A 21,915-nucleotide genomic window follows, 5' to 3' on the forward strand; every position below is an offset into this window, starting at 1 on the left:
CAGCGGGCGGCGGCTTCAACTGCGCCGCAGCAGCCAGTCCGCATCGTCGCCCGGCTGCTGGGTGTGGACCTTCAGTGCTGCGGGGGGCTTTTCGAACAGGGCGCGCGCCTCGCGGCTGAAATGCGCCTGGTCGGCGTAGCCATGGCGCAGGGCGGCATCGAGGGCACCGGCGTTGCCGTCGCGCATGGCCAGCAGGGCATGTTCGGCGCGCAGCATGCGTTCGATCTCGCCAGGCCGCAGGCCCGCCAGCTGCCGGGTGCGTCGCTGCAGGTGCCGGGGCGTCCAGTCCAGCGCAGAGGCCAGGGCCTGGCGTGCGCCGCGCTGCCAAGCCTGGCGCAACACCTCCAACCAGGCAGTATGCCGGTCGGCCACGGCCGCCCAGCGTGGGGTGAGGAAGTCCACGCACAGCGCCTGGCGCACCCCATGGTCGGGCGCCGCGTGGACGGCCGCGAGGAAAGGGTGCCAGGCTGTGGGCAGCCAGGTCGTTGCGTCCGTGACCCGGTCGGTCATCGGCGCAAGGTCCTGCCCGGTAAGCAGCCCGAGCGCGCCGGGCTGGAACGCCAGGCAGAACGAATCACCATCACGGGAGGAGACCGAGTGGTAAGGATGTCGGTGGGCGCCCGACAGCGTGATGGCCGGTAGGGCCGCTGCGGCGGTCGCGCCCGCACATTCCACGAGCTGGGCCGTGCCCCGCGTGAGCCAGATGATGCCGGGGTAGGGGCTGGGCGGCACGCGCGTGTCCGTCGGGGTGTAGGGCGGCTGGCGGCCCAGGTCGCGCCAGAAAAAGGCGCGCACGCAGTCTGCGAGCGCGCCGGGTGGGGATTGCAGGGCCGAGGCGGGCAGTGCCTGCGGGCCAGTGGGGGACTCCGCTGGCGGCGGTACGGGGTGTTCCGTTGCCATCACCTGGTCCCTGCGCGGCGTGCCGGGCGGTCTGGATGCCTCGCCCGGGGTGTCAGCCCTGGCGCTGCGCGCGCGAGTGGCTGTGCACAGCCTCCACCAATGCCGCCACATGCTCGGGCGGGGTGAACTGGCTGATGCCGTGGCCCAGGTTGAAGATGTGCGTGGGGCCGGTGGTGTTGCGGTCGGTGTGGGGCTTGCCAAAGCTGTCGAGCACGGCATGCACCTGGGTGACGATCTGCGCAGGCGGCGCAAACAGCACGTTGGGGTCGATGTTGCCCTGCAGCGCCTTGCCGGGGCCGCCCACCTGGCCGCCGACGATGGCGCGCGCCTTGCCCAGGTTGGCCGTCCAGTCCAGACCCAGCACCTCGCAGTCGATGTCCTTCATGTCCTCCAGCCAGATGCCGCCGCCTTTGGTGAAGACAATGCGCGGCACATCGGTGCCATCCACGCCGGTGCGCTTGAGCTGTGCCAGCACGCGCTTGGTGTAAGCCAGGCTGAACTCCTGGAAAGCACCGTCGGCCAGCACGCCGCCCCAGCTGTCAAAAATCATCACAGCCTGTGCGCCCGCGTCGATCTGGGCGTTGAGGTATGCGGCCACGCTGTCGGCATTGATGGCTAGGATGCGGTGCATCAGGTCGGGGCGGGCGTACATCAGGCTCTTGACCAGGCGGTAGTCGTCCGATCCCTTGCCCTCGACCATGTAGCAGGCCAGTGTCCAGGGGCTGCCCGAGAAGCCGATCAAAGGAACACGCCCATTGAGCGCCTTGCGGATGCTGGTGACGGCGTCGAACACGTAGCGCAGCTTGTCCATGTCGGGCACGGCCAGCTCGGCCACGGCCGCTTCGTCGCGCACCACCTTGGCAAAGCGCGGGCCTTCGCCCTCGGCAAACGACAGGCCCAGGCCCATGGCGTCGGGCACGGTCAGGATGTCACTGAACAGGATGGCGGCGTCGAGTGGGAAACGCTCCAGCGGCTGCAAGGTCACTTCGGTGGCGTAGTCCACGTTCGTGGCCAGGCCCATGAAGCTGCCCGCCTGGGCGCGCGTGGCCTTGTACTCCGGCAGATAGCGCCCCGCCTGGCGCATGAGCCACAGGGGCGTGTAGTCGGTGGCCTGGCGGCGGCAGGCACGCAGGAAGGTGTCGTTGGCAAGGGGGGCGAAGGTCATGGTGCGATTGTCGCAGGCAGTCCGCCGGCCTCGGCACCCGATCCGGCTGCGGAAATTGACGCGCATCAAGCCGAAACCACGACGGGTCGGCTCAAGGGCATCTATCGCTCTGCAATGTAGTGCGACATCCGCACGACTTCGCCCGGCGCCAAAAACGCACGCACTTCGGTCTCCAGGGCCTGGTCGGCCATGGTGGCGCGGGCGCGCTGGTGCAAGTAGTCGGCCCAGGACTCGACGATGAAGCGCTCCACATAGCGCGAGGGCTCGCCCAGGTCCTTGTAGATGCGCCAGAAGGTGGCGCCGTCGCGGCGGCGCGGGGCCTTCATGCGGCTGATGGTGTCGAGGAAGGCGGCATCGGTGCCGGGGGCAATGCGGTAGCCCACTTCCACGGCCACGGGGCCCGCTTCGGGCAGGGGCTCGGCCTCGATGAAGAGTTCGTCCCAGGGCGTGGCCTGGGTCACCTCATGCAGCGCGCCCATGCGCAGCGGCATGGGGCGGGCCAGCAGCAGTCCCGCGCCCATCAGCGCGGCGGCCACACACAGGGTGGGCATGAGTCCGATCAGATCCGAGGACGCGCCCCAGAAAGCCGAGCCCATCGCAAACGCGCCCAGCGCCGCCACCATGTGCATCGCCACTGCGCGCGAGCGCACCCACTGCGGGGCGCTGGCCTGCGTGGCGGTGTTGAAGGTGGACATGGCCGACATCCAGGCAGCGCCCGCGAACAGCATGGCGATGTAGACCACCCAGGCAATGTGGGTCAGTGCAGCCACCAGCATGGCCACTGCAAACACCACACCACCGGCGCCGACGATGGCCTCGAGCCCAAAGCGCGCGCGCAGCCGCCCCAGCACCAGGCCGACCGCCACGGCGCCCGTGCCCAAGCAGCCCATAAGCAGACCAAAACCCTGTGCACCTGTGCCGAGCTGGCGCTGCGCAATCACCGGCAGCAGCGCCCACAGGGCCGAGCCCGCTGCGCTGAAGGCCATCACGCGCACCAGTTGCGCGAGGATCATGCGCGAGTGCCAGGCAAAGCGCAGGCCGCTCAGGGTGCCGCCCCACAGGCGTTCGGCGGGCAGCTTGGAGGGCGGGTGCGCCTTGGGCGGCCAGCGGCGGATGGACTCCCACATCACCAGCGTGGTGGTCACCGTGACGGCAAAGACCCAGCCCGCGCCCAGCTGCGCAAACACCAGGCCCGCCATCGTGGGCCCCACAGCGCGCGCGGCGTTGTAGGCAATGCTCACGGCGGTGATGGCCTGGGGCCATTCGTCACGCGGCACGGGGTCGATGACCGACGAGTTCCAAGCGGGTGTGAGCACTGCCGTGCAGCAGCCGCAGATAAACACCAGAAACAGCACCGACGCCGGGCCACTCCAGCCCCCCAGCGTCAGCAGCGTGAGCAAGGCGCACGCCCCGGCCTGCGCCAGCAGTGCGCCCGATATCAACCGGCGCCGGTCGGTGGTGTCCGCCAGCACGCCGGCAGGGAGTGCCAGCAAAAACATGGGCATGAACACCGCCGTCTGCACCAGAGCAGCCAGGAACGACGAACCCGTGAGTTCCACCATGAGCCAGGCCGCCGCCATGCTCTGCATGCCGCTGCCCACAAAAAAGATGCCACCACAGATCCACAGGCCCCGGAACGCGGGTTGGCGCAAGGGGCTCCACAAAGAGGTCGAGTGCTGGGACATGGAGGGTGGGCGTTGGGTGTGCGTGGGCCGTTGTGGGACGTGGGGGGCGCGGGTGCGCCGTGGGCGGGTAGCTCAGGGCGGGTTTGAGGATATCGCCGGTTCCCCGTTTTGGGGCAACTCCATTCTGCAATCCCCCTCAATCCACATGCCGCCCGCCCCGCAGCCGGTAGGTGCGCGGCACGTCGGTGCGGGTGGCGACCAGCGCCTCGGCACGCTGCTGCATGTCGGCCAGGGTCTGGTCCAGCCCAGCCACCGCCTCGGCACTGAGGCCCGCCAGCAGCTCCTGGTTGAGCGCCTTGACCTGCGGAAACAGCTCGTCGTGCACGGTCTGGCCCGCCGCTGTGAGCGACAGCCGGGCCTGGCGCCGATCGCCGGGCATGGCGTCGCGGGTGATGAGCTTCTTGGCCAGCAGCGAGGTGATGGCGCGCGAGGTGCGCGCCCGGTCCAACCCGAGGCGTTGGGCCAGCTCGGCCGGGGGCATGCCGGGGTGCTGCGCCAGCATCATCATCAGCCCCCACTCGCGGCGGGTGATGCCGTAGCCGCCTTCGCACAGCCGCACCACCAGGCTGCCCGCCACGGCGATCAGGCGGTTGAGGCGGTACATCAGCAGGTCGTTCGCAGCCTGCGGGTGGGCCAGCCGGTGGCCGGGCGCGGCGGGTGGGTGGGGGGCCGGTGCAGGCGCGGGCATCAGGGTATATCCGGGCGATGATTGATTAGATCAATTGATTGTGTGCCCAATACATTGCGCCCATCAACCCGGGCAGCCCTGCTGCCGGGCCCGTCTGCCCACGCTGGAGAAACCGATCATGTGGAAACCCCTTGCCACCTCTGCCCTGACCGCCGTGCTGGCCCTGTGCGCCACCCTGGCGCATGCCCAGGACACCCCGCTGCGCATCGTGGTGGGCTACGCCCCCGGCGGCGCCACCGACCGCGTGGCCCGCATCGTGGCCGACAAGCTGGGCAGCAAGCTCGGTACGCCCGTGATCGTGGAGAACAAGACCGGCGCGGGCGGCCGCCTGTCGGCCCAGGCTGTCAAAGCCGCGCCCGCCAACCAGCCCACGCTGCTGCTGGCCAACCCCGCCGTGATGCTGGTGGCACCCCTGGTGTTCCCCGATGCGGGCTACGACCCCGAGCGCGACTTCCGCCCCGTGAGCCATGTCAACAGCTACGAATTTGGCGTGGCTGTGGGCAGTGCCGTGCCGGTCAAGGAACTGCCTCACCTCATGGCGTGGCTGCGCGCCAACCCCGACAAGGCCAACTTCGGCGTGCCTGCCACGGGCAGCCTGCCGCACTTTTTTGGCCTGATGGTGGGCGACGCCGCCAAGGTGCGCGCCGAGGTGGTGGGCTACCGGGGCTCCGCGCCGCTGCTCAACGACCTGCTGGGCGGCCAGGTGCCCGTGGCGTTCGACACGTTTGACAGCCTGCTGCCCCAGCACGAGGCCGGCAAGATCCGCATCCTGGCCGTGTCGAGCGCCAAGCGCAGCCCGCTCGATGCAAAGATCCCCACCTTCAAGGAAAGCGGCATGGACCTGGCCGCCACGGGCTGGAACACCTTCTTTGCCCCGATGAGCATGCCCAAGGCCCAGGCCGAACGTTTGTCCGGCTTGATCGCGGAGGTAATGAAAGACCCGGACACGCAGCGCAAGTTCGAGACCGCCAAGATGGAGCCCGTGGTGGCGACCATGGCGCAAACCGAGGCCATGCTCAAGGCCTACCGCGCGCAATGGGCGCCGGTCGTGCAGCGCTCGGGCTTCAAACCATAGCAAGGAAGCCTCCCTGAGCGGCTGCGCCGCTTCCCCCGGAGGGGGACGGCGGCCTCGCTGCGGGGCGGCCCTTGCTTGCCGCCCCCGCCTCGGCCGCGCCTGTCGCGAAGACTGCGCGCCATGTTGAGTGAAACTGGATTTCGAGATGACCCTACCACCCCGCCCGAACATCATCTTCATCGTCGCCGACGACCTCGGCTATGCCGACCTGGGCTGCTACGGTGGGCGCGACGCGGCGTTTGGCCCCGTGTCGCCGGTGCTTGACCAGCTGGCGGCCAATGGCCTCAAGCTCACGCAGGGCTACTCCAACTCCCCCGTCTGCTCGCCCACGCGCTTTGCGCTGATGACGGGGCGCTACCAGTACCGCCTGCGCGGCGCTGCCGAGGAGCCCATCAACAGCAAGAGCCGGGGCAGCACCACCCTGGGCCTGCCGCCCGAGCACCCCACGCTGCCCTCGCTGCTGCGCGCAGCAGGCTACCGCACGGCGCTGATGGGCAAGTGGCACCTGGGCTACCCGCCCGCGTTCGGGCCGCTGCGCTCGGGCTACGAGGAGTTCTTCGGCCCCATGTCGGGCGGGGTGGACTACTTCACCCACTGCAGCTCCAACGGCACGCACGACCTGTACCTGGGCGAAGAAGAAAAGCAGCAGGACGGCTACCTCACCGACCTCATCACGGACCACGCGCTCGACTACGTGCAGCGCATGGCGCCGGGCGCGCAGGCGGGCACGCCGTTCTTCCTGAGCCTGCACTACACCGCGCCCCACTGGCCGTGGGAGACGCGTGATGACGAGGCGCTGGCGCAGGAGGTCAAGGGCAACCTGTTTCATCTGCACGGCGGCAACATCGAGACCTACCGCCGCATGATCCACCACATGGACGAGGGCATCGGCCGCATCATGGCGCTGCTGGAGGCAAAGGACCTTGCGCGCGACACGCTGGTGGTGTTCACCAGCGACAACGGCGGCGAGCGCTTCTCGGACAACTGGCCGCTGGTCGGCGGCAAGATGGACCTGACCGAGGGCGGCATCCGCGTGCCCTGGATTGCCCACTGGCCTGCGGTGATCGGCCCCGGCGGCGTGAGTGCGCAGACCTGCATGACCATGGACTGGTCGGCCACCATGCTCGACGCCGCAGGGGCCGCCGCGCATGCGGACTACCCGCTGGACGGCCGCTCGCTGATGCCGCTGCTGCGCGATGCCAACGTGATCGACGAGCCCTCGCTGTTCTGGCGCATGAACCACCGGGGCCAGCGCGCCATGCGCCAGGGCGTGTGGAAGTACCTGCGGGTGGATGGCAACGACTACCTGTTCAATCTGGCCGACGATGAACGTGAGCGCGCCAACCGCGCGCCCGTGGAGCCCGAACGCCTGCAGACCATGCGCGCCGCGTGGGAGGCGTGGAATGCGTCCATGCCCGCCATTCCTGACGATGCGACCGTGAGCCTGGGGTACTCGGTGAAGGACATGCCGCAGCGCTGAGCCTGGCGGGCAGGCCGTCAGGGGAGTGGTTGGGCGGGCTTGCCCTGTTGCCTGCCCGGCACGCTTGCCGGTAGATTGGGCGCCATGCCCGCCGCTTCTGCGCCTTCGTCCCCCGCTGCTCTGCGCCAGTGGAGCACCGACGTGGTGGCGCCGCCCGCGCGCCTGGACTACTGGGTGGGCGCGATCTGCGAGGCGTTTCTGGAAATGGATTGCAGCTCCCGCGAGGCGCCGCTGTTTGGCGGGGAACTGCAAAGCCTGCCGGTGGAGACGCTGTCCATCAACCGCGTGCGGGCCTCCACCCAGGATGTGTTTCGCACACCCGCAGGCATTGCGCGCAGCCGCCAGCTGCCCTTCTACCTGATCGGCCATGCCGAGACCGCGTGGCATGTGCGCCAGGATGGCCATGTGGCCCATCTGCGCCCGGGCGATGTGGTGCTGCTGGATTCGGCACGGCCTTACGAACTGCACTTTCCCGAAGGTGTGCACTGCGTGTCGCTGCAGCAGGCCGAGGCGCCCGGGCCGCGCGTGGCCTGGCGCGACCGGGGCTGGGGCCAGAGCCTGGGCGCGCTGGCCGTGCAGCTGGCACGTGACCCGGCCTCGGCGCAGGCCCTGCTACCTGCGTTGCTGTCCGACCACCTGGGCGCGTTGTTGTGCGCTGCGCTGGAGCCGCCTCTTTCACCGGCCCCCACGGCGGCGCGCAGCCTGCACGCCCATCTGTGTGCGCTGCTGCGTGCGCGCATTGACCAGCCGGGCCTCTCGGCCCCGGCGCTGGCGCAGGAGGCGGGTGTGTCGCTGCGCACCCTGCACCGGGCGTTTGCGGCACAGGGCCACACCTTTGCGGGCACGTTGCGCCAACTGCGCCTGGCGCGTGCAGGCGAGCTGCTGCGCCGCCCCCAGCTGGCCCATGTGGCCGTGGGCGAGATTGGGCGGCGCTGCGGCTTTGCCGACCCTTCGCATTTCGCACGCGCCTTCCAGCGCGCCATGGGCGTGTCGCCCGCGCAGTGGCGGCGTGGCGGCTGATTCCGTTTCCCAATCATCCGTGTCGTTGTTGCTTCGCCCTGCCGCGCTACACGGCGGTGAAGCTTTTGGCACATCCAGCACAGCCGGCTGGCACGCGCGGGCCATTCCGTGCCACCGGGTGTTTCTAAGGTAGCGGCAGGGCGGATTGCCCAGTCCTGCAACACAACCCCAAGGAGACACACATGCCGGATACCTATGTCCTGGTCCATGGCGCCTGGCACACCGGTGCCGAAATGGAAGCCACCGCCACCCACCTGCGCGCGCGCGGCCACACCGTGCATTGCCCCACGCTGGCAGGCAACCGCCCCGGCGACGACCGCGCGGCCACGGGCCTGGCCGATGCGGTGGATTCGCTGGCGGCCTTCATCGACAGCCAGAGCCTGACCGACGTGCGGCTGGTGGGCCACAGCTACGGCGGCATGGTCATCAGCCACATGCCCGCGCGTCTGCCTGGGCGCATCCGCCGTCTGGTGTACTGGAACGCCTTTGTGCCGCAGCCTGGCGAATGCCTGAATGACCTGGTGCCGCCGCATTACCGTGCGCTGTTCGACCAGGTCGCGGCCAGCAGTGGCAATGCCGTAATGCTGCCGTACCCCATCTGGCGCGAGGCCTTCATCAACGATGCCGACGAGGCCCTGGCGCAAAGCACCTATGCGCTGCTCAATCCCCACCCCTATCGCACCTTCACCGAACCGGCGCAGCTGCCCGTGCCGATGGCCGCGCTGGAGGTGGGCAAGAGCTACCTCAACGCGCAGCAGGACACCGGGCTGCCCCACAGCCTGCCGTGGCACCCGCGCCTGTCGGAGCGGCTGGGTTTGTTCCGCCTGGTGGAGTGCCAGGGCAGCCACGAACTGTGCTTTTCCGACCCGGCATCGGCGGCGCAGCACATCGAGCGGGCAGGGCGCGACTGACGGGGCCTGCGAGGGCATTGCGCCATCTTTTTGCGTCTTTTGGGCCCCAAGCGCTAGATCGGTATGTGCTGGTAGCTATTAATTCAATAGCATTCCGCCCTGGCCTGCCTCCAGCAGCCGCGTGAGCAGCGGGTGCATCACCTTGCGGGCGCTGTAGATCAGGTGGAACTGCTCCTGCACGTCGGGTGCGGTACCCACCTGCACCAGCCCGTGGGTCTGGGCCAGGTGCTCGCCCAGCGAGACCGGCGCGGGCATCACGCCCATGCCGGTGGCGGCAAAGGTGCTCAGCAGCGCGCTGTCTTCAAACTCCCCAGCGATGCGCGGACGGATGCGTTCGCGTTCTAGCCAGTGGTCGATGCGGGCGCGCATCGCGGCGTGGTCGGTGGGCAGCAGCACGGGCACCACGGCCAAGCTGTGGGGGAAGTTGTTGGCCGCCGCCTCGGCCCACAGCGGGGGCGCATACCAGGCAATGGCGCTCGTGCCCAGCAGCTGGCTGGTGGTGCGCAGGGCGGGGTTGGGGGGCGCGGCACGGTCTGCCAGCACGGCATCGAGCTTGTGCAGCGCCAGCTCGCCCAAGAGGGGCTGGAACTCGCCCTCGTGGCACAGCAGGCGCAAGTGGGGTTCGTCCAGCACGGGGGTCAGCAGCCGGTGCACGGCCAGCTTGGCAATGCCGTCGGAGATGCCCAGGTTCAGCCGCAACGTCTGGCCGCTGGCGGCCTCGCGCACGCGCACGGGCAGCAGCTCGCCCAGCGCAAAAATGTGGTCGGCCTCGTGCAGCGCGGCCACGCCCGCATCGGTCAGCACCAGGTTGCGGCCCTCGGTGCGCAGCAGGCTCACGCCCAGCGACTTTTCCAGCTCGCGCACCTGGGCGCTTATGGTCTGCACGGCCATGTCCAGCCGCTCGGCGGCGCGGGCGATGCCGCCCTCCTTGGCCACCACCCAGAAGTAGAAAAGATGGCGGTAGTTGAAGCTCTGGCTCATGATCTCTTTGCGGTGGGGCCGTTAAAAAAGTGTTTGGTTCGTAAAAACCGAACCAATACTACTGTGATCACAGGTTTTAAAGAAGTACCCCAGCCCCTACAGTCCGGGGCTTGGGCGTCCGGCGTGGCTGGGCGTGTGAGGGCATCTTTGGAGAAACTCGATGGAAACAATCGGAACGTGGTGGATGTGGGCGGGATTTGCCGTCTTCGTGGTCATCGCCATAGGCGTGGACCTGCTGGTCATGGAGCGCCAGGGCGCGCACAAGGTCACCATGGGCGAGGCCGCGCGCTGGAGCCTGTTGTGGTTCTCGCTGGCCTTTGTGTTTGTGGCCATCCTGTGGTGGTACCTGGACAGCAGCCAGGGGCGCGAGATCGCCAACACGGTGTCCATGCAGTTCATCACCGGCTATCTGGTGGAGAAGAGCCTGTCGGTGGACAACATCTTCGTCTTCCTGATGCTGTTCAGCTACTTTGCCGTGCCGCCGCAGTACCAAAAGCGCGCGCTCATCATCGGCATCATCGGCGCCATCGTGCTGCGCACGCTGCTCATCCTGGCAGGCGCCTGGCTGCTGGCCACCTTCCACTGGCTGCTCTATGTGTTCGGTGCGTTCCTGGTCGTCACGGGCGTGAAGATGTGGTTTGCCGCCGGGCAGGAGCCTGACATCGCCACCAACCCGGTGCTCAAGTTCCTGAAGAAGCGCATCCGCATCACCGACCAGTTCGACGGTGAAAAGCTCTCCACCATGATCAACGGCGTCAAGCACTACACGCCCTTGTTCGTGGTGCTGATCCTGATCGGCACGACCGACATCATCTTTGCGGTGGACAGCATCCCGGCCATCTTCGCGATCACGAGCGACCCGTTCATCGTGCTCACGGCCAACATCTTTGCCATCCTGGGTCTGCGTGCGCTGTACTTCCTGCTGGCAGACCTGGCCGACCGTTTCCACCTGCTGGCCTACGGTCTGGCGCTGGTCCTGGTCTTCATCGGCGGCAAGATGTTGCTCATCGACTTTGTGAAGATTCCGATCGGCTATGCGTTGCTGGTCACGGCCACGCTGATCGCCGGATCGATCTTCCTGTCGCTGCGCAATTCGGGCGAGGCGGCCAAGGGCGCCCCACCCGCACTGCCCCCCAAGGCCTGATCGCTGCCGAACCGGGAGACTTGAGCCATGGATCTGATCGAATCGGTGATGCTGTGCATGTTGTTGGGCCTGGTGGGGGCCACCGCGATGGCCTACCGCGCGGAGAACGAGCCGCGCGATGTGCGCCTGCTGGTGGGCCTCACCACCTTGTGGGGCGCAGGCACCGCGGTAGCGTTCGTCGCATGATGCAGCCGCTGTGTCGCCTGCGCCGCTGGCTGCGGGCCCTGGAGCCCCGGGCCCGGCAGCTGCTGGACCGCAGCTGGCTCGCGCAGTTCCAGCCCTGGCTGGAGCAGCGCGCGCTGTTCCGCTTTCAGCGCCAGCCGCTGGCGCGCGGGGTGGCGGCGGGCATGTTCTGCGGCCTGATCCCCGGGCCGTTGCAGATCCCTGGCACGCTGCTGGTGTGCGCCTGGCTGCGCGGCAACGTGGTGGCTGGGGGCGTGGCCACCTTCTATACCAACCCGCTCACCACGGTGCCGCTGTATGTCATGGCCTTCTACCTCGGGGCGCTGGTGATGCCCGGCGCGCAGACGCTGCCCGCCTGGAGCAGCGTGGCGCCTGGGGGGGAGTTCACGGTGCAGGCCCTGGGCACCTGGATGCAGGCGCTTGGCACGCCACTGCTGATTGGCCTGCCCACCCTGGGGCTGCTGCTCGCAGCACTGGGCTACGCCACCGTGCAGCTGCTGTGGCTGGCCCCCGCGCTGCACCGCAAGCGCCGGCTGGCACGCTGCCGATCAGCCGCTGTGTAACGCGCGAATCGGCGCTGCCCACTTTCCGAAGCGCGAGGCTCGGCAGAGCCTAAAGTCCACAGGCTGCGAAACTGGCGCGCGGCCATCGCCAGTGCCACCGTGGAACTGGCTTCGCCAGGCCACGGGTGGAGTCCCCCTGAGGGGGAAGCGGCGCAGCCGCTCAGGGGGCTCAATCCAGCTTGACGCCCACCTTGGTGATGACGCGGCCCCACTTCTCCCGCTCGGTGCGCGCAAAGCTGCCCATCTGGGCGGCGGTGCCGGGCATGGGCTCCACACCCAGGGCCTGCAGGCGCGCCTTGGTGCGCGTGTCGGCCAGGGCGGTCTGCAGTGCCTTGCTGAAGTTCGCCACCACATCGGCCGGCGCGCCGGTGGGCACCACCAGGCCTTGCCACGCAAAACCTTCAAACCCCTGCAGGCCCTGCTCGGAAATCGTGGGCACATCGGGCATGGTGGTCACCCGCTGCGGGCTGGCCACACCAATGGCGCGCACCTTGTTGCCCGCGAGGAACGGGTACACCGTGGCGCTGTCGATCCACATCGCGGGCACCTGACCGCCCATCACGTCCTGGATGGCCGGGGCTGCGCCGCGATAGGGCACATGCGTGAGCTTGAGACCGCTCTGCTCGCGGAACAGCTCGCCCACCAGGTGGTGCGGGCTGCCCGGCCCGGCCGACGCCCAGTTCACGCCATCGGCCTGGCCCTTGGCCCAGGCCATGAACTCCTTGAGGTTCTTGGCCGGCACGCTGTTGGACACCACCAGGAACATCGGAAAGCGCACCAGCAGGCCCACGGGCTGGAAGTCCTTTTCGGCGTTGTAGGCGAGCTTGCTGAACAGGAACGGGTTGGCCGCCAGTGTGGCGAAGTCGGCCGAGAACATCAGGTTGCCGTAGTCCTTGTTGCGCGCTGCGTACTCTGCGGCGATGTTGGTGCCTGCGCCGGGCTTGTTGTTGATGATGATGGGGCGGCCCAGCGTGGCAGACATGGATTCGGCAATGGTGCGCGCCACGATGTCCGAGCCGCCGCCCGCCGCGTAGCCCACCACCCATTCGAGTGGCTTGGAATCCTGGGCGTGGGCCAGGGGCAGGGTGGTGGCGAGGGCCAGGCCCGCGAGGGTGGCGAGGAAATGTTTGCGCTGCATGGTGGTGTTGTCTCCGTGGTGGTCAAAGTTCAAGGCGGGTCGGACCCCGCACCGTCTGCGCGGTGCTGAAGTGCCAGGTGAAAAGGTGCGGGCTAGGCCGCCACCGAGTGGGTGGGCACCACGGGCGTGATGGCCGGGGTGGTGCGCCGGTCGGCCGTGGGCACGGCGCTGCCGCGTGCCAGTTGCAGCGCGTGCTGCAGCGTGGCCTGGTCGCCGATGTGGTTGGCCAGCAGCAGCACCAGGCGTGCGTTCATGGCGTGGCTCTCGGGCGTGGACAGGCCCTGGTGCGCGGCAATCAGCGCTTCATAGAAGTCGTCGCAGGCCTGCAGGTTCGGTTGGGTGTTCAGCATGGGCATGTTCCTTGTCGTCTTCCTGGTCAGGCGGCTGCGGCTGTGGCACGCGCCAGGGCGCTGCGCACCGCTGCTTCGGTGGGCGTGCGCCAGCGCGCGCACACGTGCTGGTCGGGCCGCACCAGGTACACGGTGCGCGGCAGCGCATCCAGCCGCTGGGCGGCCAGCGCCTGGTGGTCGATCACGTCGATGCCGATCTGCAGCACTTTCACACCGGGCAGGTCATGGGCCCATGCCGGAGCCGGGCCAAACACCAGCAGCGTGAAGTCCGGCCCCAGCTCGCGCAGCAGCCAGGTGGGCTGGCCCTGCTTCGTCAACGGCGCGTCCAGCAGCACGGCACCGGGCACCTGGGTGCCTGCGAAGTGATCGGTATCCGGCGTGTTCAACGGCGACTGGTGCAGCGTGGCGGGCACCGACAGGCGGCCGCTGTTGACGATGCGCCTTGCAAACGCATGTTCGCGCGCCAGGTGCAGTGCCGCGTCGCGGAACAGGCGGCTCACTTCGCTCTTGGGCGTGATGAAGTCGGTGGCGCGGGTGGAGTTGCACAGGTTCTCGTCCGCCGCGTATTCACGCTCGGGGCCATAGGTGCTCACCAGCGCGGGGCTGGCGCGGCCCTGGAGCACCCAATCGAGCTTCCAGGCCAGGTTCTCCGCGTCCTGCACGCCGCTGTTGGCGCCCCGTGCGCCAAAGGGCGAAACGCCGTGGGCGCTGTCGCCCGCGAAGACGACGCGGCCGTGCACGAACTGGTCCATGCGCAGGCAGGCAAAGGTGTAGACGCTGGCCCAGTCCAGCTCAAACTGTGCATCCGCACCCAGCAGCGCCTTCACGCGCGGGATGATGTTCTCGGGCTTCTTTTCTTCTTCGGGGTCGGCGTCCCAACCGAGCTGGAAGTCGATGCGCCAGACGTTGTCGGGCTGGCGGTGCAGCAGCACGCTCTGGTTGGGATGAAAGGGTGGGTCGAACCAGAACCAGCGCTCGGTGGGGAAGTTCGCCTCATCCGCCAGCTTCACGTCTGCGATCAGGAAGCGGTCCTGAAAAATGCGCCCCTTGCTCTCCAGTCCCAGCATCTGCCGCGTGGGCGAGCGTGCGCCATCGCAAGCCACCAGCCATTGCGCATCCATCTGGTAGGCGCCCTCGGGCGTGTCGATGCAAAGCAGCGCGCCGTCCGCGCGGCTTTGCACCGCAGTGACCTTGTTGTGCCAGCGGATGTCGATGCCCGGCAACTGCAGCGCGCGCTCCACCAGGTAGGCCTCGGCGTAGTACTGCTGCAGGTTGATGAAGGCGGGGCGCTCGTGGCCTTCTTCTGGCAGCAGATTGAATTCATACAGCTGCTCGTCTTTGAGGAACACCTTGCCCAGGTTCCACGACACGCCCTTGTCCACCATGCGCTGGCCCACGCCCAGGCGGTCCCAGATCTCCAGCGTGCGCTTGGCAAAGCAGATGGCGCGCGAGCCGATGGAGAGCTTGTGGTCGTTGTCCAGCACCACCACGCGCTGCCCGCGCTGGGCCAGGTCGATGGCGAGCGACAGGCCTACGGGGCCCGCGCCGATGACCACGATGGGGTGCTGTGCGGGCGTGGCGCGGTCTTGGTCGGGCGAGCGCACATAGCCGAAGTCGATGGCCTGCACCTCGGCTCCGCTCGCGCGGAAGGCTTCGGCGGGAATGTCTCTGGGGTTCATGTTGTCTGTCTCCTCCACCGTCGGTGGCTCAACCTTCCAGTGCTTTCCACATGGCAACGTCGCGTTCAGCGGTCCAGATGCGTGGGTCGGGGTATTGCGTGGCCTCGTCGTACGCACGGGTCACGTCAAACGGCATGCAGTGGTTGAAGATCACCCAGTGGCCGTACTTGGGCTGCAGCTTGGCAAACGTGGCCTCGTACACCTTGCGCAGGTCTTCGCCCTTGGCGGCACTGGCCTTCACGCTACCGTACAGATCGCTGATGAAGGCGCGTGTGCCGGCCAGGCCCGCCTGCACCTGCTCGGAAGTCTGCAGCGCGGCGCCACGGCCGGGCACCAGCTTCTCGGGCTTCAGCGCCGCAATGTTGTCCAGCGTTTGCGGCCAGTCCTGGAAATACGCGTCGCCCGCATACGGCGTGGCGTCGAACTCCACCAGGTCGCCGCTGAACAGGATCTTTTCCTGCGGCAGCCAGGCCACCGTGTCGCCCTTGGTGTGGCCCCGGCCCAGTTGCAGGATCTGCACCTCCAGCTTGCCCAGCCACAGGGTCATCTTCCTGTTGAAGGTCATGGTCGGCCAGGTCAGGCCGTCCGGCACGCTCTCCACGTTCTGGAACAGGCGCGGAAAGCGGCCAATCTCGCTGTCCTTGTCGAACTGGCCGCGCTCCACGATCAGGTCGCGCGTGTCCTCGCTGGCAATGATGTGCTCGGCGCCGTACGCGCTGGCCCCCAGCACGCGCACGGCATGGTAGTGGGAGAGCAGCACGTACTTGATGGGCTTGTCCGTCACCTCGCGGATGCGGCGGATCACGTCCTGCGCCATCACGGGCGTGGCCTGGGTGTCGATGACTATCACCGCGTCGTCACCAATGATGATGCCGGTGTTGGGGTCCCCCTCGGCCGTGTAGGCATAGGCGTGGTCGGAGAGCTTGTCGAAGCTCACCTTCTTCACTTCGAGGTCGGCGGCGGAGGCAAAGGTTTTGACAGTGCTCATGGTGGTGATTTGTTAATGGTGAATGCGTTTATCTAAACGGAATGCGTTGATGTTAGGCAAGAAATTCGTTCATGTCTAACGCATTTGTTTAGGTGTAAACCCGAGGTGCGGCTGGATGCTGCGCTGCGTGGACAATCGCCCCATGCCCACCACGACCCCCGACCTGCCCCCCGCCGACGACGAAGACACGCCCCGCAGCCCGCGCGGCATCCAGAGCGTGGAGGTGGGCGGCCAGCTGCTGAAGGTGCTGGCGCGCACCGGCCGGCGCATGGCGCTCAAGGACCTGGCCCGCGCGGCGGACATGACGGCCGCCAAGGCGCACCCCTACCTGGTGAGCTTTGGCAAGCTGGGCCTGATCGAGCAGGACGCCGTGAGCGGCCACTACGGCCTGGGCCCCTTGGCCATGCAGCTGGGCCTGATCAGCCTGCAGCAGGTGGACCCGGTGCGCCTGGCCATTGCCGAGCTGCCCGCGCTGGCCCAGCGCATCGGCTACACCGTGTCGGCCTCGGTCTGGGGCGACAACGGCCCCACCATCATTCGTGTGGAAGAGGGCCCCACCGCCGTGTATGTGGCCATGCGCCACGGCACCACGGCCTCGGTGCGGCACACGGCCACGGGCAAGGTGTTTGCGGCCTTCGGCCCGCGCGAGCGCGCTGCGGCTGCGCTAGCGGCCGAAGGGTTTGCGGGAGCACTGGACGAGCCCGCCTTTGCGACCGAACTGGAGGCGGTGCGCCAGCACCAGATCAGCGAGGTGACCGACCAGCTCCTGCCCGGCATCAGCGCGCTGGCCACGCCGGTGTTTGATGGCTTCGGGCAGCTGGTGCTGTGCATCGCCGTGATCGGTCCCAGCGCCACGCTGCAGACCGGGCCCGCCAGCCCGGCGGCGCAGCATCTGCGCGAGGCGGCCCGGAGTTTGTCGCAGCGGTTGGGCGCGCCGGTCAGCCCCGTGTAGTCCGCAGGGCGATCAGCCCGCTGCGCGCCCCAGCGCCTGGTCGATGTCCCACAGGATGTCGTCCAGGTCTTCAATCCCCACCGACAGCCGCACCATGTCCGCGCTCACGCCCGCGCTCGCCAGTTCTTCTTCGTTCAGCTGGCGGTGCGTGGTCGATGCAGGGTGGATCACCAGCGTCTTGGCGTCGCCGATGTTGGCGAGGTGGCTCAAAAACTCGCATGCGTCGATGAACTGCTCGCCGGCGGCTGCGCCGCCCTTCACGCCAAACGTGAGGATGCCCGAGGCGCCCGGCGCGCCATCCACCGCGCGGAACTGCTTTCGCGCCAGGTCGTAGTACGGCGAATCCGCCAGGCCCGGGTAGTTGACCCACGCCACTTGCGGATGGCTCTGCAGAAACTTCGCCACGGCCAGCGCATTGCGGCAGTGCTCGCGCATGCGCAGGTGCAGGGTTTCGGCGCCCTGCAGCAGCTGCCATGCGTTCATGGGGGAGAGCACGCCGCCAAAGGTGCGGTTGACCTCCATGCGCGCCTTCATCGTGTAGCCGAAGTCGCCAAAGGTCTCGTAGAACTTCACGCCGTGGTAAGCGCGGCTGGGCTCCACCATCTCGGGGAATTTGCCGTTGTCCCACGGGAACTTGCCGCCTTCCACCACCACACCACCCATGGTCGTGCCGTGGCCGCCGATGTACTTGGTGGCGCTGTGCACCACGATGTCGGCGCCGAGCTGCAGCGGGTTGCACAGGTACGGGCTGGCCACCGTGTTGTCGATGACCAGCGGCACGCCGTGTGCATGGGCCACCTCGGCCACGGCGGCGATGTCGAGCACGTTGACCAGCGGGTTGCCGATGGTCTCGCCATAGAACGCACGGGTGTTGGGCCGCACCGCACGCGCAAAGTTCTCGGGGTCGGCCGGGTCCACGAATGTAGTCTCAATACCCAGACGCGAAAAGCCCACGCCCAGCTGCCCCACGGTGCCGCCATACAGCGTGCTGGCTGCCACGATGTGGTCGCCGGTTTTGAGGATGGCCAGCAGCGCCGCCATCTGCACGGCCATGCCGCTGGCGCAGGCCAGGGCCGCGCGGCCGTTTTCGAGGCTGGCGATGCGCTCCTCCAACACCGCCACCGTGGGGTTGCTGATGCGGCTGTAGACATTGCCAAAGGTCTGCAGGTTGAACAGGCTGCTCGCGTGCTCGGCGTTGTCGAACACAAAGCTGGTCGTCTGGTGGATGGGCGTGGCGCGCGCGCCGGTCACCGGGTCGGGCTGGGCACCGGCGTGGATGGCGCGGGTGCCAAAGCCGAAGTGGCGGTCGGCACCGTTGGATGTGGGCTCGGTCATGGCGGTGGCGCAGCCTGCAGTGCTGCGCAGGGGGTTGGGTGAAGGAATTTGAAAGAAATCGGCCGCAAGCGATAGTGCAATATGCGCTGGCAGCTATCAATTTGCTAGTAAGGCAGCTGCCGCAAGCGCTTGGCGCTGATCACGCGCGTGTTCACGCCCATCCAGCCCAGGCCGCCAAACAGACGCGCGTGTTCGATCTTCACGCAGCGGTTTTGAATGACTTGCAGGCCCGCCGCCTCGGCGCGCAGGCCGGCGGCCTCGTTGAACACGCCCAGCTGCAGCCACAGGCACTGTGCGCCGATGGCGACGGCTTCGTCGGCCAGTGGCGGGATGTCCTCGCTCTTGCGAAAGCAGTCCACCATGTCGATCTTCTGGCCTTGCGCTGCCAGCGCTGCGGCCGCCTCGGTCACGCTGGCGTACGCCGTCTCGCCCAAAATCTGCCCGCCCTCACGCGCCACCAGCGGGTTGACCGGCACGATGCGGTAGCCATGCGCCTGCATGTACTTGGCGGCAAAGTAGCTGGGGCGGTGCCACTGCGGCGAAAGACCCACCACCGCAATGGTGCGGCAGGCGGTGAGCAGGTGGCGCAGGGTGCTGATGGTGTCGGGGGTGTGGAGCATGCAAACAGTGTACGCATGCCCCGGGACCGTGGACCAGCGTCACCGCAGCCGGTCAGGCCGGCGACTTGTACTTGATGCTGCACCCATACGGCGCCGTCGTCGCCGCCGAGATCGGCTTGCCCGCCAGCGCTTCGCCCAGCCCCACCTTCACGTAGTTGGTGGCCTTTTCGATGTCGGCCGGGCGGGCCGAGGGGATGCTGTCGATGCCGCCCGCGTAGATCAGCTGGCCCTGTGGGTTGACGATGTACAGGTGCGGCGTGGTGCGGGCGCCGTAGCTCTTGCCCACGGTGCCTTCCTCGTCCATCAGCACGGCGGTGGGGGCGGCCTTGCGCTCCTGCTTCCAGGCCATCAGCCTGGCGGGCTCCAGGTAGTCGCTGCTGGCCTTTTCGGTGGAGTTGATGGACAGCCACACCACGCCTTGGCGGGTGGCGTCCTTCTGTGTGGCGGGCATGTTGCCGCTGTCGTAGTGCTTGCGCACAAAGGGGCAGCCGGGGTTGGTCCACTCCAGCACCACGTGTTTGCCCTTGAAGTCCGACAGGCGCACGGTCTTGCCGTTGGTGTCCTTGAGCATGAAGTCGGGCGCGGGCTGGCCCACGGTGGCGGCGGCCTGTGCGCCCAGGGCAACCAGGGCGGCGGTGGCAATCAACGTACGGCGAAGCAGCTTCATGGCGGGGTCTCCTGAAGGGTTGGCAGGTGGTCGAAAGCGGAAAGGTCGGCTGGCAGCGATCTACAGCTGGGCGATGGTGGCGCGCACCTCGTCCACGCTGAGCACCTCGGTCAGCACCACCGGCGGTTTGCCGGGGCGGTAGAACACGTACACCGGCACACCGCTGCGGCCCAGCGACGCCAGGGCGGCGGTGATGGCAGGGTCGCGGCGCGTCCAGTCGGCGCGCAGCAGGGCCACGTTCTTGGTTTGCAGGTCGGCGATCACGTTGGCATCCGCCAGCGTGGTCTTCTTGTTGTACTGGCAGGTCACGCACCAGGCGGCGGTGAAGTCCACAAACACGGGGCGGCCACCGGCCACGATCTGCTCGGCCGCGCCGGGTGCCCAGGGCTGCCAGCCGGTGGTGGAGACTTGCGGGGACGACGTGGCCGCCTGCGTGGCAGGCATGTTGGCGACGTGCGGCGCAAAGGCCCAGACCAGCAAGGCCATGGCCGCGATGGACACCGTGGCCATCCACACCCGCGCCCGCCCGGCCAGCGACAGGGCCCACACCACCAGCGACAGGCCCACCAGCAGGATCAGCAGCGCCCCCGCGCCGTCGATGCCGCTTTGCTGGCCCAGCACCCACACCAGCCAGACCACGGTGGCCAGCATGGGGAAGGCCATGAGCTTGCGGAAGGTGTCCATCCACGCGCCGGGGCGGGGCAGGGCGCGCGCCACGGCGGGCACAAAGCTGGCCGCCAGGTACGGCAGCGCCAGCCCCAGGCCCAGCGCTGCGAACACGGCCAGCGCCTGCGGTGCGGGCAGCGTGGCGGTCAGGCCCAGGGACGCGCCCATGAACGGCGCAGTGCACGGCGAGGCCACGGCCACGGCCAGCACGCCAGTGAGAAAACTGTCGGCCACCGGGTGGCGCGCCTGCAGGCTGGCCACCGAGGACGGCAGGAAATGCCCGAACTCGAACACGCCCGCCAGGTTCAGCGCGATCAGCGTGAACAGCGCCGCCAGCGATGCCACCACGGCGGGCGACTGCAGCTGAAAGCCCCAACCCACCGCCTCACCCGCCGCGCGCAGGCCCAGCATGAGCGCGCCCAGGGCGATGAACGACAGCACCACGCCCGCTGTGTAGGCGATGCCGCTGATGCGGTGCGCGCGCCGGTCTTGCGCATGCTGTGTGAAGCCCACCACCTTGATCGCCAGCACCGGGAACACGCAGGGCATGAGGTTGAGGATGAGGCCCCCGAGCAAGGCGCCGAGCAGCGCGGCCGTGAGGGTTAGGGACGATGCGCCGGAGGCTGCGGCAGGCGTTGCCGAGCCGCCAGCCTGCGCCGCATTGGCTTTGAGCGCGGCCTCCAGCGCGGGCGACACGCTGGCCACCGATGCGCCCTGCGGCCAGGTGCCCAGCACCTTCAGTTCGGCGCGGTAGCCGGTGCGGGTGTCGGGGCCGGTGCCGTGGCCCGGGGCCGCCTGCTCGGCCAGCACCACGGGCATCAGGCTGGGGCTGGCGCTGCGCTGGGCCGATAGGGGAATTTGCGCGGTCCAGACGCTGCCGTTCCAGCTCTGCTTCCAGCTCGCCGCGTTGTCGATGACCTCGGCGGTTTCGGGGAACAGGTCCAGCGTCTTGCCGCGCAGCGCCACGGGCAGGCCCTGCACGCTGACGTTCAGCAGGTTGCCGTCCGCAATCTGCGCCTGGCTGTCGGGCACGATGCCGCTGGTGCCTGCCACCACGGCGCGGGGATGGGCCTTGGCGGCCGCCTCAAAGGCAGCACTGCTCAGTGCCGTGGTGCTCTGGATGGGCAGCTGCAGCGTGAATTCGCCTTCTTCGGGAATGCACTCCTTGCGGCACACCAGCCACGAGGCACGCAGCTTGATGGTGGCATCCTTGGCCAGCGGGCCGGGGGCATAGGTGCTGGCCACGGTGACGGGCACGGGCAGCAGCACCGTGCCTTCATAGCCATAGTTGGCCAGCGTGCCGATGGGGATCTTCTTGGGCAGGGGCCAGGCAATCTCGCCCGCATCCAGGCCGGCGGGCAGCGTCCAGGCCAGGTCGGTGGGCAGGCCGGAGTCGCCAGGGTTCTTCCAGTAGGTGTGCCATTCGGGCTGGTGGGTGATCGAGAGGCCCAGCCACAGCGGCTGGCCGGGCGCCACGCCCTGGGGTGCATGGGCCAGCAGCTCGGCCCGCACATAGGGCGTGGTGACCACGCTGGTGCCCTGTCCGCTGGTTTTGGTGCCCAATTGGGCGCTAGCGCTAGTCCATAAAGCGCTGGCAGCTATAAAAAAGAGAGTGGCTGCAAGGCGGTGGAACAGGCGTGAAGGCATGGTGCAGTGTGGGAGCGGGCGGGGCGGAATTGGTTCCGGCGCTGCCGCCGTTTCGATTCTCGATCCACCATTGTGCTT

Annotated in this window: 21 protein-coding genes; 8 read left to right on the forward strand and 13 right to left on the reverse strand. The window is 68.2% G+C overall.

Annotation, left to right across the window (positions count from 1 at the left end; all coding sequences use genetic code 11):
* Positions 1–15 precede the first annotated feature (15 nt).
* The 4 genes from CLU87_RS00495 to CLU87_RS00510 form a co-directional block, all read right to left on the reverse strand.
* Positions 16–900 (reverse strand): helix-turn-helix transcriptional regulator, encoded by an 885-nt coding sequence (locus CLU87_RS00495; protein WP_099729141.1) that lies wholly within the window; start codon positions 898–900, stop codon positions 16–18.
* A 52-nt stretch (positions 901–952) separates the two neighbouring features.
* Positions 953–2,065, reverse strand: coding sequence for a uroporphyrinogen decarboxylase (gene hemE / locus CLU87_RS00500; protein ID WP_099729142.1), 1,113 nt, complete (start codon positions 2,063–2,065; stop codon positions 953–955).
* A 101-nt stretch (positions 2,066–2,166) separates the two neighbouring features.
* Complete coding sequence (locus CLU87_RS00505; RefSeq protein ID WP_099729143.1) at positions 2,167–3,750, reverse strand: MFS transporter; 1,584 nt, start codon at positions 3,748–3,750, stop codon at positions 2,167–2,169.
* 136 nt (positions 3,751–3,886) lie between these two features.
* A complete protein-coding gene (locus tag CLU87_RS00510; protein ID WP_099729144.1) occupies positions 3,887–4,438 on the reverse strand; it encodes a MarR family winged helix-turn-helix transcriptional regulator in 552 nt (183 codons plus the stop codon).
* Positions 4,439–4,556: 118 nt separating this feature from the next.
* Here CLU87_RS00510 and CLU87_RS00515 point away from each other — a divergent pair, with 118 nt between their 5' ends.
* The 4 genes from CLU87_RS00515 (at position 4,557) to CLU87_RS00530 (ending at position 8,924) form a co-directional block, all read left to right on the forward strand.
* A complete protein-coding gene (locus CLU87_RS00515; protein ID WP_099729145.1) occupies positions 4,557–5,513 on the forward strand; it encodes a Bug family tripartite tricarboxylate transporter substrate binding protein in 957 nt (318 codons plus the stop codon).
* Positions 5,514–5,658: 145 nt separating this feature from the next.
* On the forward strand, positions 5,659–6,993 hold the full coding sequence (locus CLU87_RS00520; RefSeq protein ID WP_099729146.1) for a sulfatase: 1,335 nt from the start codon (positions 5,659–5,661) through the stop codon (positions 6,991–6,993).
* 84 nt (positions 6,994–7,077) lie between these two features.
* Positions 7,078–8,013 carry a helix-turn-helix domain-containing protein gene (locus tag CLU87_RS00525; RefSeq protein ID WP_099729147.1) on the forward strand — a complete coding sequence of 312 codons (936 nt, stop codon included), beginning with the start codon at positions 7,078–7,080 and terminating at the stop codon, positions 8,011–8,013.
* 182 nt (positions 8,014–8,195) lie between these two features.
* Positions 8,196–8,924: an alpha/beta fold hydrolase gene (locus tag CLU87_RS00530; protein ID WP_099729148.1), complete on the forward strand. Its 729-nt coding sequence runs from the start codon at positions 8,196–8,198 to the stop codon at positions 8,922–8,924.
* A gap of 78 nt (positions 8,925–9,002) precedes the next feature.
* On the opposite strand, the gene CLU87_RS00535 is transcribed toward CLU87_RS00530, so the two are convergent.
* Positions 9,003–9,905 (reverse strand): LysR family transcriptional regulator, encoded by a 903-nt coding sequence (locus tag CLU87_RS00535; protein ID WP_056065575.1) that lies wholly within the window; start codon positions 9,903–9,905, stop codon positions 9,003–9,005.
* A 160-nt stretch (positions 9,906–10,065) separates the two neighbouring features.
* Between CLU87_RS00535 and CLU87_RS00540 the strand changes: the two genes are divergently transcribed.
* The 3 genes from CLU87_RS00540 to CLU87_RS00545 are packed head-to-tail and all read left to right on the forward strand — an operon-like array spanning position 10,066 to position 11,795.
* On the forward strand, positions 10,066–11,049 hold the full coding sequence (locus CLU87_RS00540) for a TerC family protein (protein WP_099729149.1): 984 nt from the start codon (positions 10,066–10,068) through the stop codon (positions 11,047–11,049).
* Between the two features lie 27 nt (positions 11,050–11,076).
* Entirely contained in the window at positions 11,077–11,235 is a 159-nt protein-coding gene (locus tag CLU87_RS23290; RefSeq protein ID WP_167514376.1) for a hypothetical protein, read from the forward strand.
* Entirely contained in the window at positions 11,232–11,795 is a 564-nt protein-coding gene (locus CLU87_RS00545) for a DUF2062 domain-containing protein (protein WP_099729150.1), read from the forward strand. The genes CLU87_RS23290 and CLU87_RS00545 overlap by 4 nt, the downstream gene beginning before the upstream one ends.
* 169 nt (positions 11,796–11,964) lie before the next feature.
* Here CLU87_RS00545 and CLU87_RS00550 read toward each other — a convergent pair whose 3' ends face one another.
* The 4 genes from CLU87_RS00550 to CLU87_RS00565 all read right to left on the reverse strand — a co-directional run bounded on the left by CLU87_RS00550 (position 11,965) and on the right by CLU87_RS00565 (position 15,950).
* Positions 11,965–12,933: a tripartite tricarboxylate transporter substrate binding protein gene (locus tag CLU87_RS00550; RefSeq protein WP_099731966.1), complete on the reverse strand. Its 969-nt coding sequence runs from the start codon at positions 12,931–12,933 to the stop codon at positions 11,965–11,967.
* 92 nt (positions 12,934–13,025) lie between these two features.
* Positions 13,026–13,283 (reverse strand): DUF2783 domain-containing protein, encoded by a 258-nt coding sequence (locus CLU87_RS00555; protein ID WP_099729151.1) that lies wholly within the window; start codon positions 13,281–13,283, stop codon positions 13,026–13,028.
* A 26-nt stretch (positions 13,284–13,309) separates the two neighbouring features.
* Complete coding sequence (locus CLU87_RS00560; protein WP_099729152.1) at positions 13,310–14,962, reverse strand: FAD-dependent oxidoreductase; 1,653 nt, start codon at positions 14,960–14,962, stop codon at positions 13,310–13,312.
* 28 nt (positions 14,963–14,990) lie between these two features.
* The gene (locus CLU87_RS00565; protein WP_099729153.1) at positions 14,991–15,950 is read right to left on the reverse strand and encodes an MBL fold metallo-hydrolase; all 960 of its coding nucleotides are present in this window, start codon (positions 15,948–15,950) and stop codon (positions 14,991–14,993) included.
* A gap of 142 nt (positions 15,951–16,092) precedes the next feature.
* Between CLU87_RS00565 and CLU87_RS00570 the strand changes: the two genes are divergently transcribed.
* Positions 16,093–16,902 carry an IclR family transcriptional regulator gene (locus CLU87_RS00570; RefSeq protein WP_099729154.1) on the forward strand — a complete coding sequence of 270 codons (810 nt, stop codon included), beginning with the start codon at positions 16,093–16,095 and terminating at the stop codon, positions 16,900–16,902.
* 12 nt (positions 16,903–16,914) lie between these two features.
* Here CLU87_RS00570 and CLU87_RS00575 read toward each other — a convergent pair whose 3' ends face one another.
* From CLU87_RS00575 to CLU87_RS00590, 4 genes are all read right to left on the reverse strand, one after another.
* The gene (locus tag CLU87_RS00575) at positions 16,915–18,237 is read right to left on the reverse strand and encodes an O-acetylhomoserine aminocarboxypropyltransferase/cysteine synthase family protein (RefSeq protein WP_099729155.1); all 1,323 of its coding nucleotides are present in this window, start codon (positions 18,235–18,237) and stop codon (positions 16,915–16,917) included.
* A 104-nt stretch (positions 18,238–18,341) separates the two neighbouring features.
* A complete protein-coding gene (locus tag CLU87_RS00580) occupies positions 18,342–18,857 on the reverse strand; it encodes a CoA-binding protein (RefSeq protein WP_056065594.1) in 516 nt (171 codons plus the stop codon).
* Between the two features lie 52 nt (positions 18,858–18,909).
* On the reverse strand, positions 18,910–19,524 hold the full coding sequence (locus CLU87_RS00585; protein ID WP_099729156.1) for a thioredoxin family protein: 615 nt from the start codon (positions 19,522–19,524) through the stop codon (positions 18,910–18,912).
* A gap of 60 nt (positions 19,525–19,584) precedes the next feature.
* A complete protein-coding gene (locus tag CLU87_RS00590) occupies positions 19,585–21,837 on the reverse strand; it encodes a protein-disulfide reductase DsbD (RefSeq protein WP_199170769.1) in 2,253 nt (750 codons plus the stop codon).
* Positions 21,838–21,915: the final 78 nt, after the last annotated feature.

It is taken from the genome of Acidovorax sp. 59 (assembly GCF_002754175.1).
Taxonomy (GTDB): Bacteria; Pseudomonadota; Gammaproteobacteria; order Burkholderiales; family Burkholderiaceae_C; genus Acidovorax; species Acidovorax delafieldii.